The organism is Mesorhizobium sp. M7A.F.Ca.CA.001.08.2.1 (assembly GCF_003998455.1).
Lineage (GTDB): Bacteria > Pseudomonadota > Alphaproteobacteria > Rhizobiales > Rhizobiaceae > Mesorhizobium > Mesorhizobium ciceri.
The window spans coordinates 1-14574 of the sequence record NZ_RZPW01000056.1; the positions used below are offsets into that span (position 1 = coordinate 1).

Here is a 14574-nt window from a genome sequence, read left to right on the forward strand (position 1 = left end):
GTCATCATCATTATCACCACCGGCCTGACGCTTGCCTTCGGCGACACCGCCGGTGGTTTTCGGCGCCTGATTCAGATCGTCTTCGGTCTGTCGATCGCCTTCGCGGCATCGAGCTTCTTCCTCTCCTTCTTCTCCTTCGGTGGTGGGGCGCTCGTCTGATGGCCGCCGGGGAGCAGCATATCGAGGGCTTCGCAGTACCGGTCCACCGGGCGCTGACCGAGCCGATCCTGCTCGGCGGGGCTCCGCGCGCGGTGGCGATCCTCAACGGTACAGTGGCCGCGGCCATTGGCTTCGGCTTGCAGCAATGGATTGCTGGTCTGGTGCTTTGGATCGCAGGCCACTCGTTAGCGGTGTTTGCCGCAAGACGCGATCCGGACTTCGCCAGCGTGCTTGTGCGCCACCTACGTCTGAAGGGGTGGCTTGCATGCTGAACCTTTCGGAATATCGAAGCAAAGCCGACCGGCTTGCCGACCATCTACCCTGGGCTGCCTTGGTTGCGTCCGGCATCGTGCTCAACAAGGACGGCAGCTTTCAGCGGACGTTGCGGTTCCGCGGCCCGGATCTCGAAAGTGCGACGGAGGCTGAACTCGTCGGCATTTGCGCCCGGGCGAACAATGCTCTCAGACGCCTTGGCTCTGGCTGGGCATTGTTCTTTGAGGCCGAGCGCACAGAAGCGCTGGGCTATCCGAACTCGCATTTTCCTGACGCCGCGTCGTGGCTGGTCGACGAAGAACGCCGCGCTGCTTTCGAGGGGAAGGTAGCGCACTACGAGAGCCGCTATCATCTGACCTTGGTGTTTATGCCACCGCCGGACGCCCAGGCGCGCGCAGAAAGCACGCTCGTCGACTCTCATTATTCCCGAGGAGAAAGAGACTGGCGCCAGGATCTGGCGAGGTTCCGTGACGAGACCAACCGCGTGCTCGATCTCTTCTCGGGTTTCATGTCCGAAGTACGCGTCCTCGATGATGCTCAGACGTTGACCTACCTCCACGGCACGATTTCGCCTCGTCGCCATCCTATCATGGCCCCGGAAACGCCGATATATCTGGATGCAATCCTGGTCGATGCGCCGCTTACCGGTGGCCTGGAGCCGATGCTTGGTGAGCAGCATCTTCGCACACTGACCATCCTCGGCTTTCCGAACCTCACCCGGCCCGGAATCCTCGATACCCTCAATCATCAGGATTTCGCCTATCGCTGGATGACGCGCTTCATTCCGCTCGAGAAAACGGAAGCCACGAAGACGCTGACGCGATTGCGCCGGCAGTGGTTTGCCAAGCGCAAGTCGATCGTGGCAATCCTACGCGAGGTCATTACCAACGAGCCGGTCCCGCTTGTCGATAGCGATGCCGACAACAAGGCGCTCGATGCCGACGAAGCCCTTCAGGCATTGGGCGGTGATCATGTGAGTTTCGGCTATCTCACCACCACCGTGACGGTGTGGGGCGAGGATCGCCAAGCCGCTGCAGAGAAGCTTCGCGCGGTCGAGCGCATCATCAATGGGCTCGGCTTCACCACGATCCGAGAAGGCGTCAATGCGGTCGAGGCTTGGCTCGGCTCATTGCCTGGCCATGTCTACGCTAACGTTCGCCAACCGCTCGTTCATACATTGAATCTTGCCCATCTCATGCCGCTGTCGTCGGTTTGGGCCGGTCCTGCGACAAACGAGCATCTCGCGAAAGTCACCCAAACCGAAGCGCCACCGCTTTTCGTTGCCGAGACCAGTGGGTCGACACCGTTTCGGCTTTCCACCCACGTCGAAGATGTCGGCCACATGCTGGTTGTTGGTCCGACCGGCGCCGGCAAGTCGGTTCTGCTTGCTCTGATTGCTCTGCAGTTCAGGCGCTACGCCGGCGCCCAGGTTTATGTCTTCGACAAAGGCAATTCGGCCCGTGCTGCAACACTTGCCATGGGTGGAGAACACCACGCGCTAGGAGCGGACGGTTCCCTTGCCTTTCAGCCACTGCGCAGCATCAACGACCAGGCTAGCCGAAGCTGGGCGGCCGAATGGATCGCCAGCCTTGTTGCCCACGAGAACGTCACCGTCACGCCGGAGGTGAAGGAGGCTATTTGGTCAGCGCTGGCCAGCCTTGCCACCGCGCCGGCGCAGGAACGCACACTGACCGGTCTTTCGGTCCTGCTTCAATCCAATGCGCTGAAGACCGCATTGATGCCCTACACGCTCGATGGTCCCTTCGGCCGCCTGCTCGATGCCGATCATGATGGGCTGGCCTTGTCGGATGTGCAGTGTTTCGAGACCGAGGAGTTAATGCACAGCCAAGGCGCTTTGCTGCCAGTGCTTACCTATCTGTTCCAGCGACTTGAGGAACGGTTCGACGGACGGCCCACGCTGATCATGCTCGACGAGGCGTGGGTCTATCTCGACAATCCGCTGTTCGCCGCCCGCATCCGCGAATGGCTGAAGGTGCTGCGAAAGAAGAACGTGTCGGTTGTCTTCGCTACGCAGTCGCTGGCTGATATCGCGGGCTCTGGCATAGCGCCGGCAATCATCGAAAGCTGCCCGCAGCGCATTTTCCTTCCCAATGATCGTGCCGTGGAACCCCAGGCGCGCACAGCCTACGAGCGCTTCGGTTTAAGCGAGCGGCAGATCGAATTGATCGCCCGCGCCACGCCGAAGCGTCAGTATTATCTGCAATCGCGCCGCGGCAACCGTCTGTTCGAGCTCGAGCTTGGCCCCATCGCTCTTGCGCTTTGCGGTGCTTCCGATCCGGCCACGCAGACTCTGATCGACAGGATCATGTCCGAAGACGGGCAAGGCAGCTTTGCCTCGCAGTTCCTGATCGCGCGCGGCCTCGATTGGGCCGGCGAACTTCTCAAGCAATTCCCTCAACCAGACAAGGAGCAATTCTCATGATGCGGCGACGCCTTCTCTCCGGCCTGATCACCGTTTCCCTGATCGCCAAGCCTATGGCCGACTATGTGCAGCCCGCCTACGCCCTTATCGTGTTCGATCCGTCCAATTATGCGCAGAACGTGCTGACGGCCGCGCGCGCATTGGAGCAGATCAACAACCAGATCCAGTCGCTGCAGAATCAGGCGACCATGCTGCAGAACATGGCGCGCAATCTTCAGCGTCTGGATTTCTCTTCCGTTGGCCAACTCACCGGTTCGCTCCATCGCATCGACGGCTTGATGGACCAGGCGAGTGGCCTCAGCTTTGATCTGGGCAAGCTTCAAGACCAGTGGCGCAGCCAATATCCGGAAAGCTACGACGCCACGATCAAAGTCAGCGATGTGGCGAGTGCTGCGCGGGAGCGTTGGCAAACCGCCATGCAGGCGTTCCGCCAGACCATGGGTGTCCAGTCGCAAATCGTCGAGAACGTCCGCGCCGACGGCGATCTGCTCGCCGATCTCGTCAACCGCAGCCAAGGGGCGGCCGGTGCGCTTCAGGCAAGCCAGGCCACCAACCAGCTGATGGCGCTTTCGACAAAACAGCAGATGCAGATCCAGACGCTGCTCGCAACGCAGTTTCGAGCTGAGGCCGAGGATGCCGCCCGCAAGGCCCAGTCAGACGAAGCCGCCCGCGAGATGACGAAGCGATTCTTGGGTACCGGCTCGGCTTATCCCGGCAATTAATCACGAGTTCATCACGACGAGAAAGGCAGCGGCATGAACGACCTTGGCGTCATCGATCGCTTCATGGAGACCTTCATCCGCTACATCGACAGCGGGTTCGGTCTGCTATCGGGCGACCTCGCCTTCCTCACTACCATTCTGATCGGCATTGACATCACACTTGCCGGCCTGGCGTGGGCGCTCGGCGACGAAACCAGCGTTCTCGGCCGGCTTGTCCGCAAGGTGCTCTATGTTGGCGTCTTCGCCTTCATTCTGAACAATTTCAAGAACCTCGCCGATATCGTTTATCGTTCTTTTGCCGGTCTCGGGATTAAGGCGTCGGCCGGCAATCTGTCGGCAGACAATCTCTTGCGCCCGGGCCGCATTGCCGCGACCGGTTTCGAAGGTGCTTGGCCAATGCTTGACCAAGCCAGTCAGCTCCTGGGCTTCCCGGAAATCTTCGGCAACGCACTGACCATCTTCGTGCTGCTGATGGCCTGGTTCCTGGTCATCATCGCCTTCTTCATCCTTTCCATCCAGCTTTTCATCACCATCCTAGAGTTCAAGCTCACCACGCTGGCAGGTTTTGTTTTGGTTCCATTCGCACTTTGGAACCGTTCAGCGTTCCTGGCCGAACGCGTGCTCGGCCATGTTATCTCGTCAGGCATCAAGGTGATGGTGCTCGCCGTCATTGTCGGTATCGGCTCCACGCTCTTCGGGGAGTTCGCTTCCGCATTGCAAGGCAAGGAGCCGGATCTTGCCGGTGCCATGTCCCAGGTACTGGGCGCACTGGCACTGCTTGGCCTTGGCATTTTTGGGCCGGGGATCGCGTCGGGTCTTGTCTCAGGCGCACCGCAGCTTGGGGCGGGCGCCGCCCTCGGCACGACCGCGGCGGCAGCGGGTGTATCACTCGTTGCTGGAGGCACAGCATTTGCTGGCGCGCGTATGGCAACCAGCGGCGGTCTCGCCGCCATCCGAGCCGGCACAACAATGGGATCGGCTGCTTCCACGTCATGGCAGATCGGGCGCGCAACCTCGCCCGACGCTGGCCTCTCCGGTGTGGCTGCTGGAATGCATGGTGTAACCAGTGCAGCTGGCGGCGCCGCTATACGCATAGCGCGATCCGCCACTGCAAGTGTTGGGCGCAACGCCGATGCCGGGCGCGATGCCGCGTGGACCGCGACCGGCGGCGCGCCGACAGCGTCAATGACCGAACGCTCTGCCGGTTCGGCCACTGTTTCGGCGCCGACGTGGGCAAGGCGCCTACGTTCTGAACAGACCGCCCGGGCAAATCGCCACGCTGCCGTGCAAGCTGTCCGAGACGGAGACCGGCCGGGAGGCAGCGCCAACCCCTCTCTCAACGACAAGGATGACTAGATGCTCTTCAAGCGACCCGTGCACCGTTACGGCAAAACACCCGAACCGGTCACGCCGTATCAAAAAGCCGCCCAGCTGTGGGACGAGCGCATCGGCTCATCTCGACTGCAGGCCAGGAACTGGCGGATCATGGCCCTTGGCTGCCTGGCCTTGGCGACCGGGCTTTCCGGCGGACTCGTATGGCAGTCGATGCAAAGCCGTGTCGTGCCTTATGTCGTCGAGGTCGATGGCTTCGGCGAGACGCACGCCGTCGCGCCGGCGATCCGGAATTATGAGCCCTCGGATGCTCAGATCGCCTGGCATCTCGGCCGCTTCATCCAGAATGTCCGTTCCGTTTCCACCGATCCGGTTTTGGTACGGCAGAACTGGTTGGCAGCGTACGACTTTGCTAGCGATCGCGCAGCGCTCTTCCTCAACGAATACGCCAAGGCGAACGACCCCTTCGGTCAGATCGGAACGCGCAGTGTTTCGGTACAGGTCACCAGCGTGGTCAGAGCCTCCGAAAGTTCATTCCAGGTCAAATGGACCGAGCAGGTGTTTGAGCGCGGAAGCCTTGCCAGCACGATGCGCTGGACTGCGATCCTCACGATCGTGATCCGCTCGCCAAGCAATACGGATCAGCTGCGCAAGAATCCGCTCGGCGTCTTCATCAATGCCATTGACTGGTCACGCGAGCTCGACAGCGCCGTCCCAGCCCCCCTTTCTCCGACGGAGTCCACCAATGAAAGGTAAAATGTCACCGATTCGTGCCGTGCTGATCCTATCGGTGTCGGCAGCGGTCGTTTCCGCTTGTGCATCGAAGAAGGTGCCGCCGCCTGAGATTTCCTATGACGCTGCCGACTTCAAACCGGCCGCGCTCGAAAAAGCGCCGGAGAGGCCGATTAGAATTGTCGAGGTGCCAAAACCACTGCCGCTGCCTGGCCAAATGCAGCCCGAGCCCGGCAAGGCCGAGGACAAGCGCCCTCCTGAAGAACGCGTCGCTGATGCCAACAAAGCCGCGACCCAGCAACCCACCAAGTACGGGTATGTTAATGCAGTGCAAGTCTACCCCTTCACCGATGGCGCGCTTTATCAACTCTATGCCGCGCCGGAGCGCGTGACCGACATCGCTCTGCAGCCGGGCGAGAAACTAACCGCCGTGTCGGCTGGCGACACCGTGCGCTGGGTCATTGGCGATACCGCAAGCGGCACCGGTGACAATCAGCGCACCCATGTTCTGGTAAAACCCTTCGCGCCGGGTCTTGCCACCAATGTAGTCATTACGACGGACCGGCGGACCTATCATTTGCAGCTTCAAAGCACCGAGAAGACCGCAATGGCGGCAATCTCCTGGACCTACAGCCAAGACCAGATCATCGCGCTTCGCCAGCGCAATGCTCAAGCCGAGGCAGTTACACCGGTCGCGTCGAATATCGCGCTCGAAAACCTTCGCTTTCGCTACTCAATCAGTGGCGACACACCGCCCTGGAGACCGACGCGAGCCTTCGACGACGGCAGCAAGGTCTATATTGAGTTCCCTCGTCGCATAGATCAGGGCGAGGCGCCACCACTCTTCATCGTCGGCGCAGATGGGAGCAGCGAGCTCGTCAACTATCGCGTGCGCGGCAACTATTACATCGTCGATCGGCTCTTCGCCGCGGCCGAACTTCGCCTCGGCACCAAGCGGCAGCAGGTGATCCGCATCAGCAGGATTGACGGCAGGCAACCGCAACGGCGGATCTCGCTCTTTCGCGGCAGCCGGCGAGGTGAGGGCTCATGATCGAAAATTCCCGCTCTGGCATCCCGCCGAAACTGGATCCCGAGGAACTGCAGCTTCGGGCCTCTCCCCGCCGCGTGGTGCGGTTCAGGCGCGGTGTGATCATCGCGATCGCAGCGCTCGGATCCGGCGCTGTCTTCGGCGTTACCATGATCGCCCTCCAGGGGCCGGCCCTTCGCATCAGGGATCAGGCGGAAGATCTCTACAACACTCAGCGCAAACCAACCGCCGAGGGACTCGATACGCTTCCCCATGACTATTCCGGCATGAAGCCGAAGCCTCCCGTCCTTGGGCTACCTTTGCCGGGCGACCTCGGCCGCCCCATCCTCGAGCGGCAGCGCCAGCTCGGCATCGTGCCGGGCCAAGACATCTCGGCCGAGGAGCAGCGTCTAGCGCAGCAGGCGATCGAAGCGCGTGAATCGCGGGTGCTTTTCCGCGTCGAAAATCGAGCTCAACAGACAGATGTCGGAGAGAGCGTGCAAACTGCTCAGCATCCATTTGAGGCGCTTCCCCAATCCGAAGCAGGACGCGCGTCAGCCTCGGTGGCGGCGGCGGAAGGCGACCAGAACAATCAGCAGCGAAAGCTTGATTTTCTCAGCCAGCGGAGCACTGGCGGGATCTACAATCCGCATGCGCTTCAGACGCCGATCTCGCCATATCAACTGATGGCTGGCAGCGTGATTGCCGCCAGCCTGATCACCGGCATCAATTCCGATTTGCCGGGCCTTGTGGTCGCGCAAGTCACCGAAAATGTGCACGACACGGTCACGGGCAACATATTGCTGATTCCGCAGGGCTCACGTCTTATCGGCGTCTACGACAGCGTCGTCGCGTTCGGGCAAAAGCGAGCGCTGCTGGTCTGGCAGCGCATTCTGCTGCCCGACGGCTCGTCGGCCGAAATCGACAATCTGCCCGCGAGCGACACCGCCGGCTACGCAGGGCTGGAAGACAAAGTCGATTTCCACACTTGGCAGATGATCAAGGGAGTGGCGCTTGCCACATTGCTCGGTGTCGGCACAGAATTCAGCCTCGGCGAAAACGAGAGCGATCTGGTCAAGGCGATCCGGGAATCAGCCCAGCAGAACGCCAGTCGAGCCGGCCAGCGCATCACCGAAAAAAACCTCAATATCCAGCCCACCATCGTCGTCCGCCCAGGTTGGCCACTGCGCGTCATCGTGCACAAGGACATCGTGCTGCGGCCATACGCCAGTTGAGCAGGAGTTATCATGGCTGACCTGAAACTTGGAAAACTTCCGGACCGAACAGCTTCGAAGATCACCATTACCGTCAGCGCGGAGCTGAGCCAAACACTCAAGGAGTATGCTGCACTTTACCGTCAGACCTATGGTCAGTCTGAAACCGTGGCAGAACTCATCCCTTTCATGCTGGCGGCGTTTCTGGAAGGCGACCGAGCCTTTGCCAAGGCCAGAAAAGAACGTCTGCCGACGGAGCTTGCCGGAAAATCGTGACTCCTCCGCTAGGGCAGCTGGAACATTGCCTAGCTGTCGCGACCTACCTGCGAAGCATAGGATCAAACACCTTGAAATGCAGGTATGCGCAAGAGTGGATGTGGAAGGAGATACCGCGCAACAGCCTAAGTTTGCATTTTCGATTTTGATGCGGTAGTCGGCTATGAGCGGTCAAAACGAACGCAGCTGGTTCGCCGATCGACCAAACGGCGAGCGCACTGTGCTTTGCTCAGACCGCCACCGAGTGCCTCGCCGTTCCCCCTTTGAAATATGTATCGAACTTGGCCGCGATGGTTCGAATGAAGGGGCGACTTTCAGTCCGTACGAGGAAACTGTCACCATCGAATTCAAGCGCTCGGGCAGGATCGTGGAGTGCGATGGACCTCGAGCGATGAAGGAGCTGCTCGCCGGCTTTGCCGAACCGCTCCACCAGGTCGACTGCCGAGAAGGCAAAATCACACATCAGCCGCTCGATGATCCAGCCACGGACGCGATCGTCGTCGGAAAGGGCAACGCCGCGCACGGCAGCCAACCCGCCATCCGCAACCATGCGCCCGTACCCGGAAGTCGAAGCCATGTTCTGCACGTAGCCTTGGCGAAAACGACCGATGGACGAAGGGCCAAGTCCGATGAGTGTCGGGCAGCGATCCTCAGTGTAGCCCTGAAAATTGCGATGCAAAACCCCTGCGCGGGCCGCTATGGCCAGCGCATCGTCGGGCTTCGCGAAATGATCGAGTCCTATTGCCTCATATCCCTTGGCGACAATTGCCCGCGCCGCGAGTTGAGATTGGGCGAAACGCTCAGTGGGACTCGGCAGCCATGCCTCGTCGATCATCGTCTGATGCTTCTTGAACCAGGGCACATGTGCGTAGCCGAACAGGGCCATCCGGTCTGGCTCCAAGGTCAGTGCCTGCGCCACCGTGGAACAGATCGTCTCGCGTGTCTGATTCGGGAGCCCGTAGAGCAGGTCCAGATTGACCGATTCGACGCCCCGCGAACGAACCCCGTCGACGACTGCCTTGGTCTGCAAAAAACTCTGCTCACGATTAATTGCTTTTTGCACTTGCGGATCGAAATCCTGCACGCCGAGGCTCGCCCGCGTTACGCCGATTTGAGCAAGTGCATCAAGGCGCGCCTTGTCCATGTCGTTGGTTTCGATTTCGATGCTGACCGTAGCATCCGGGAGAAGGTCGAAGCTGTCCCGCAAGGCCGCTCCAAGAGCAACCATATCATCGGGCCTCAGAATAGTTGGCGAACCGCCACCGAAGTGGATTGCACGGACATGTGCCTTGCCGCTCACCAGACCGGCAATCGTGACGATTTCGGCATTCAGCGAGCGCAGATAAGCGGCCACCGGCTCATATTGGTGCGTCTGCTTGGTGTGGCAGGCGCAGAACCAGCAGAGCTTGTCGCAGTAAGGAATGTGCAGGTACAGCGAGATTTCGTCGCCGCTTTCCAGCGTCTCCAACCAGCCACGGTAAATGGCAGCATCGATCCCCGAATGGAAATGCGGCGCCGTCGGATAGCTGGTGTAGCGTGGGACGTTCTCGCTGAGTTTGACAGCTATTTCCGATTGCATCTCGCGTTCACCGTGTTGCCCGCCGGAACACTGCACGCATCGCTGAAGCAGACCCTGATCTCGATCAGCCGCGCTCATGGACAAACCGCCGCAGGATTTCTCTACCCTGGATGGGTATCCTGCCGGCAGTTAGGATCGGGTAAGGCGAACGCATGACCTTTCGGCAAGACATTCATAGTTCCGGCATTCCTGTTCTTTGCTTCCCTTGCGAGGCACGGCGTCGCGGTGTCTGCGGTGCGCTCGATCCAGACAATTTGGTTGGGCTCGCCAAGACTTGCTCGCGTCGCCGGATCGAGTCAGGAATGGAGTTGACCGGCGAGGCACAGAACGTCGACAGCTACTCCAACGTGCTTTCAGGCGTGGTAAAGCTATCAAAGAGCCTGTCGGATGGGCGCCAGCAGATCGTCGGTCTCCAGTTTGCACCGGATTTTCTGGGACGTCCTTTCAAGGAGGAAAGCTCGATCAATGCGGAAGCGGCAACAGCAGTCACGCTGTGTTCGTTTCCGCGAGCGGCCGTCGAACGGATGATGAAGGCGTCACGGGAATTCGAGCATCGCCTGCTCAAACAGACGCTGAATGAACTCGATGAGGCGCGCGAGTGGATGGTGACGCTGGGGCGCAAGACAGCTCCGGAAAAGGTGGCGACTTTTCTCCTCATGATGGCCCGGAATATCGATTCCAGTCTCGATGCGGCTTCCGGGTCGGCCTCCTTCGATCTGCCGCTGACGCGTGCCGAAATGTCTGATTTCCTTGGAATCACCAGCGAGACCGTGAGCCGCCAACTGACGCGATTGCGGGCTGACGGGGTGATTCGGATTGAGAACGCACGCCATGTGACGGTGGACAGCATAAGCCGTCTGGAGAAGCGCTGTGGCGGCGGACGCGAGCGGCCCTAAGCGGCGAGGCCATGTCGCATGACTCCGGGGCGGGCCGTGTTTGCCTTTTAATGCGATGTCGCCGCGCCTTCGACGAAGCGGCGTCACGGTCGAGACAAACAGCTTTCGGCCTTTGATAGGAACGTGACCAATCGCCAGGTGTGTTTCGGCACATACCGGCGAAGCATGGTCCTTAATCTGCCACGGCTCGGCGGAACGATCGCGTTCGTTTCCAATGGGATCCGAACAACGTTTGGCAGGGCATCGGCAATAGCATCCAACGCGCGCAGAGCCTCAGCTTTCGCCTCAGCGATCGCGTCTGCGCCCGCCCAACCCAGGGAACGCCTTCCATGAGGGGGTGAGCCCGCGCTGCGTTCCTCGTTCATTCGCCACCTGCTGATTGCGCCGCACAAAATCGTGCGGCCTGACATAGATCAGGGCGAGGGGGCGGCGGCTGCGCGATTAGTGCGCTGCGGATTTGGCATCCACCAGATTCGAGATCGGGATCTGCAATGAAATTCGGCACAGAGATCGTCCTTCTAAGCGTGTTCGCTTTTGCGGCCCTGGTGGCCGCCGGCTTCGGCGTGGATGAACCTTTCCGCCGACACATGTGGGTGTTGTTCTTCGCAGTGGCTGGTTTCACTGCGATCCTGTTGCGCAACACGGAGTTCAGGCCAGCAGCTCCGATTGACCCATCCGCTTACATGGATGGTCCGATCCGCTACGGCGCGATCGCCACCGTGTTCTGGGGTGTCGTCGGCATGCTGGTCGGCGTGGTGATCGCGCTGCAGCTCGCCTACCCCGATCTCAACATCCAGCCCTGGTTCAATTTCGGTCGTTTGCGGCCGTTGCACACATCCGGTGTCGTTTTCGCCTTCGGCGGCAACGCGCTGCTTTGCACGTCTCTGTATGTCGTGCAGCGCACCTGCCGCGCGCGCCTCTTCGGCCGTGATCTCGCCTGGTTCGTCTTCTGGGGCTACCAGCTTTTCATCGTCATGGCCGCGACCGGCTACCTGCTCGGCATCACCGAGGGCCGCGAGTACGCCGAACCCGAATGGTATGTGGATGTCTGGCTGACCATCGTCTGGGTCGCCTACCTCATTCTGTTCCTTGGCACGATCCTGAAGCGCAAGGAACCGCATATCTACGTGGCCAACTGGTTCTACCTGTCGTTCATCGTGACCATCGCGATGCTGCATGTGGTCAACAACCTGTCCATACCAGTCTCGTTCCTGGGCTCCAAGAGCTACTCCGCCTTTTCAGGGGTCCAGGACGCCTTGACGCAATGGTGGTACGGCCACAACGCGGTCGGCTTCTTTCTCACCGCCGGCTTCCTCGGCATGATGTATTATTTCGTGCCCAAGCAGGCGAACCGGCCAGTCTATTCGTACCGGCTGTCGATCGTCCATTTCTGGGCTATCATCTTTCTCTACATCTGGGCCGGGCCGCATCACCTGCACTACACCGCCTTGCCCGATTGGGCGCAGACGCTCGGCATGGTGTTCTCGATCATGCTGTGGATGCCGTCCTGGGGCGGCATGATCAACGGCCTGATGACGCTGTCCGGCGCCTGGGACAAGCTGCGCACCGATCCGATCATACGCATGATGGTGATGGCCGTCGCCTTCTATGGCATGTCGACCTTCGAAGGCCCCATCATGGCGATCCGGGCGGTCAATTCGCTGTCGCATTATACCGACTGGACCATCGGGCACGTCCATTCGGGTGCGCTCGGCTGGGTCGGCATGATCTCGTTCGGCGCGATCTACTACATGGTCCCGAAGCTCTGGAACCGTCAACGGCTCTACTCGCTGAGGCTCGTCACCTGGCACTTCTGGCTGGCGACACTCGGGATCGTCGTCTACGCCGCGGTGATGTGGGTGTCCGGCATCATGCAGGGCCTGATGTGGCGCGAATATGGCGAGCAGGGCTTCCTCGTCTACTCCTTCGCCGAAACCGTCGCCGCCATGCACCCCTACTATGTCATGCGCGCCATCGGCGGCGCCATGTACCTCTCCGGCGCCCTGATCATGGCCTGGAACATCACCAGGACCATCCTCGGCCACCAGCGCGAGGAGGAGCCGATGCCGAGCCCCGTCGCCATCCGACCTGCGCGATCAGGAGCCAGGTAATGGGCTTGATGGACAAACACGCAATCATCGAGAAGAACGCCACGCTTCTTCTCGTTGGCTCGCTGCTCGTGGTGACGGTCGGCGGCATCGTCGAGATCGCGCCTCTCTTCTATCTCGACAATACGATCGAGAAGGTGGAAGGCATGCGCCCCTATTCGCCGCTCGAACTTGTCGGGCGCAACATCTATATGCGCGAGGGCTGCTACCTCTGTCATAGCCAGATGATCAGGCCGTTCCGCGACGAAGTTGAGCGCTATGGCCACTACAGCCTGGCTGCCGAGTCCATGTACGATCACCCCTTCCAGTGGGGATCGAAGCGCACCGGGCCGGATCTCGCCAGAGTTGGCGACCGCTACTCGAATGCATGGCATGTCGCGCATCTTACCGACCCGCGCTCGGTGGTGCCGGAATCGATCATGCCGAGCTATGGGTTCCTGAAAGACACGCCGATCGACGTGAAGGATTTCTCGACGCATCTGGTCGCCAACAGGCTTGTAGCCGTCCCTTACACGGATGACATGATCGCCCACGCCAATGCGGATCTGGGGGCGCAGGCCGATCCCAATGCCGACACATCAGGCCTTGAGGCGCGTTACCCAAAAGCCAAGATCGGCGACTTCGACGGCAACCCGCAACAGGTCACCGAAATGGATGCCCTGCTCGCCTACCTGCAGATGCTTGGCACACTGGTCGACTTCAAAAATTACGACGAAGCCGCCGGCTACCGCTGAGGAGAACGCTGATGACCTACAATTTGATGCGGGCGTTTGCCGACAGCTGGGGCCTGGTTGCGATGGCGCTGTTCTTCGTGGGGTGCATCGCCTTTGCCCTACGCCCCGGCAGCCGAAGGCTGGCCGACGAAGCGGCCCGCATTCCGCTCGAGGACGAGTGATCATGAGCGACGAGCATATCGATGAAATCTCTGGCGTCTCGACCACCGGCCACGAATGGGATGGTATCCGGGAGCTGAACAACCCGCTTCCCAGATGGTGGGTCATCACTTTTTACGTCACCATTGTCTGGGCGATAGGCTACACCATTGCCTATCCAGCATGGCCTCTGTTGCACTCGGCGACAACGGGTGTGCTCGGCTATTCCAGCCGCAACGAGGTCAGGAACGAGCTGACCGCGGCTGAGGCCGCCAAGGGCAAATATATCTCGGCGGTGGAGTCCAAGAGCGTCTCGGAAATCGCCGCGGACGACGGCCTGCGCGAATTCGCAATCGCCGCCGGTGGCGCCGCTTTCAAGGTCAATTGCGTACAATGTCACGGCTCCGGCGCCCAGGGTTCCAAGGGCTTTCCCAATCTCAACGACGACGACTGGCTATGGGGCGGCAAGGCCGAGCAGATCCAGCAGACGATTACGCACGGCATCCGCTTTGCGACTGATGCGGAAACGCGGCTGTCGGAAATGCCGGCCTTCGGCGACATCATTACCGCCGACCAGATCGCACAAGTCAGCGCCTACGTGGCCAGCCTTTCCGGCAAGGTCCGCGATGCAAGTCTGATCCAACCCGGCGCCAAGGTCTTTGCCGAGAATTGCGTGGCCTGTCACGGCGACAATGCAAAAGGCAACAGGGAATTCGGCGCCCCCGACCTGACCGATGCGATCTGGCTCTATGGATCCGGTGAGACAGCCATCGCCGCACAGGTCCGTGCGCCAAAACAGGGCGTCATGCCGGCCTGGGTTGGCCGTCTCGGCGAGATCAAGGTCAAGGAACTTGCAGTTTATGTCCATTCGCTTGGCGGCGGAGAATAGGAATGGAAGCCCTATTCTTCGGTCCCCCCTGCCAAGCGGACGAGGCCTGGCG

15 protein-coding genes are annotated in these 14574 nt (G+C 60.5%); 14 read left to right on the top strand and 1 reads right to left on the bottom strand.

What is annotated here, in order from left to right; genetic code table 11:
- From EN914_RS05815 to EN914_RS05855, 9 genes are all read left to right on the top strand, one after another.
- Nucleotides 1-159: TrbC/VirB2 family protein (locus tag EN914_RS05815; RefSeq protein WP_206527182.1), on the top strand; the 159-nt coding region annotated here is incomplete at its 5' end.
- Nucleotides 159-431 carry a VirB3 family type IV secretion system protein gene (locus tag EN914_RS05820; protein WP_024502852.1) on the top strand — a complete coding sequence of 91 codons (273 nt, stop codon included), beginning with the start codon at nucleotides 159-161 and terminating at the stop codon, nucleotides 429-431. The genes EN914_RS05815 and EN914_RS05820, both read left to right, overlap by 1 nt.
- The gene (trbE, locus tag EN914_RS05825) at nucleotides 425-2875 is read left to right on the top strand and encodes a conjugal transfer protein TrbE (RefSeq protein WP_024502853.1); all 2451 of its coding nucleotides are present in this window, start codon (nucleotides 425-427) and stop codon (nucleotides 2873-2875) included. The genes EN914_RS05820 and trbE overlap by 7 nt, the downstream gene beginning before the upstream one ends.
- Nucleotides 2872-3597 (top strand): P-type conjugative transfer protein TrbJ, encoded by a 726-nt coding sequence (gene trbJ / locus EN914_RS05830; RefSeq protein ID WP_024502854.1) that lies wholly within the window; start codon nucleotides 2872-2874, stop codon nucleotides 3595-3597. Before trbE ends, trbJ begins: the two co-directional genes overlap by 4 nt.
- A 33-nt stretch (nucleotides 3598-3630) precedes the next feature.
- A complete protein-coding gene (gene trbL / locus EN914_RS05835) occupies nucleotides 3631-4953 on the top strand; it encodes a P-type conjugative transfer protein TrbL (RefSeq protein ID WP_024502855.1) in 1323 nt (440 codons plus the stop codon).
- Nucleotides 4954-5685, top strand: coding sequence for a conjugal transfer protein TrbF (gene trbF, locus EN914_RS05840; RefSeq protein WP_024502856.1), 732 nt, complete (start codon nucleotides 4954-4956; stop codon nucleotides 5683-5685).
- The gene (gene trbG, locus EN914_RS05845) at nucleotides 5675-6712 is read left to right on the top strand and encodes a P-type conjugative transfer protein TrbG (RefSeq protein WP_127389021.1); all 1038 of its coding nucleotides are present in this window, start codon (nucleotides 5675-5677) and stop codon (nucleotides 6710-6712) included. Before trbF ends, trbG begins: the two co-directional genes overlap by 11 nt.
- Complete coding sequence (locus tag EN914_RS05850; RefSeq protein ID WP_024502858.1) at nucleotides 6709-7923, top strand: TrbI/VirB10 family protein; 1215 nt, start codon at nucleotides 6709-6711, stop codon at nucleotides 7921-7923. The genes trbG and EN914_RS05850 overlap by 4 nt, the downstream gene beginning before the upstream one ends.
- Nucleotides 7924-7935: 12 nt before the next feature.
- Entirely contained in the window at nucleotides 7936-8178 is a 243-nt protein-coding gene (locus EN914_RS05855) for a DUF2274 domain-containing protein (RefSeq protein WP_024502859.1), read from the top strand.
- Nucleotides 8179-8407: 229 nt separating this feature from the next.
- On the opposite strand, the gene hemN is transcribed toward EN914_RS05855, so the two are convergent.
- Nucleotides 8408-9757: an oxygen-independent coproporphyrinogen III oxidase gene (gene hemN / locus EN914_RS05860; RefSeq protein WP_024502860.1), complete on the bottom strand. Its 1350-nt coding sequence runs from the start codon at nucleotides 9755-9757 to the stop codon at nucleotides 8408-8410.
- A 152-nt stretch (nucleotides 9758-9909) separates the two neighbouring features.
- Here hemN and EN914_RS05865 point away from each other — a divergent pair, with 152 nt between their 5' ends.
- From EN914_RS05865 to ccoP, 5 genes are all read left to right on the top strand, one after another.
- The gene (locus tag EN914_RS05865) at nucleotides 9910-10653 is read left to right on the top strand and encodes a Crp/Fnr family transcriptional regulator (RefSeq protein ID WP_024502861.1); all 744 of its coding nucleotides are present in this window, start codon (nucleotides 9910-9912) and stop codon (nucleotides 10651-10653) included.
- 491 nt (nucleotides 10654-11144) lie between these two features.
- Nucleotides 11145-12764, top strand: coding sequence for a cytochrome-c oxidase, cbb3-type subunit I (gene ccoN / locus EN914_RS05870; protein ID WP_024502862.1), 1620 nt, complete (start codon nucleotides 11145-11147; stop codon nucleotides 12762-12764).
- The gene (ccoO, locus tag EN914_RS05875) at nucleotides 12764-13495 is read left to right on the top strand and encodes a cytochrome-c oxidase, cbb3-type subunit II (protein ID WP_024502863.1); all 732 of its coding nucleotides are present in this window, start codon (nucleotides 12764-12766) and stop codon (nucleotides 13493-13495) included. Before ccoN ends, ccoO begins: the two co-directional genes overlap by 1 nt.
- Before the next feature lie 11 nt (nucleotides 13496-13506).
- Nucleotides 13507-13656, top strand: coding sequence for a cbb3-type cytochrome c oxidase subunit 3 (locus tag EN914_RS05880; protein ID WP_024502864.1), 150 nt, complete (start codon nucleotides 13507-13509; stop codon nucleotides 13654-13656).
- Nucleotides 13657-13658: 2 nt separating this feature from the next.
- Nucleotides 13659-14522, top strand: coding sequence for a cytochrome-c oxidase, cbb3-type subunit III (gene ccoP / locus EN914_RS05885; protein ID WP_024502865.1), 864 nt, complete (start codon nucleotides 13659-13661; stop codon nucleotides 14520-14522).
- The last annotated feature ends 52 nt before the right edge of the window (nucleotides 14523-14574 follow it).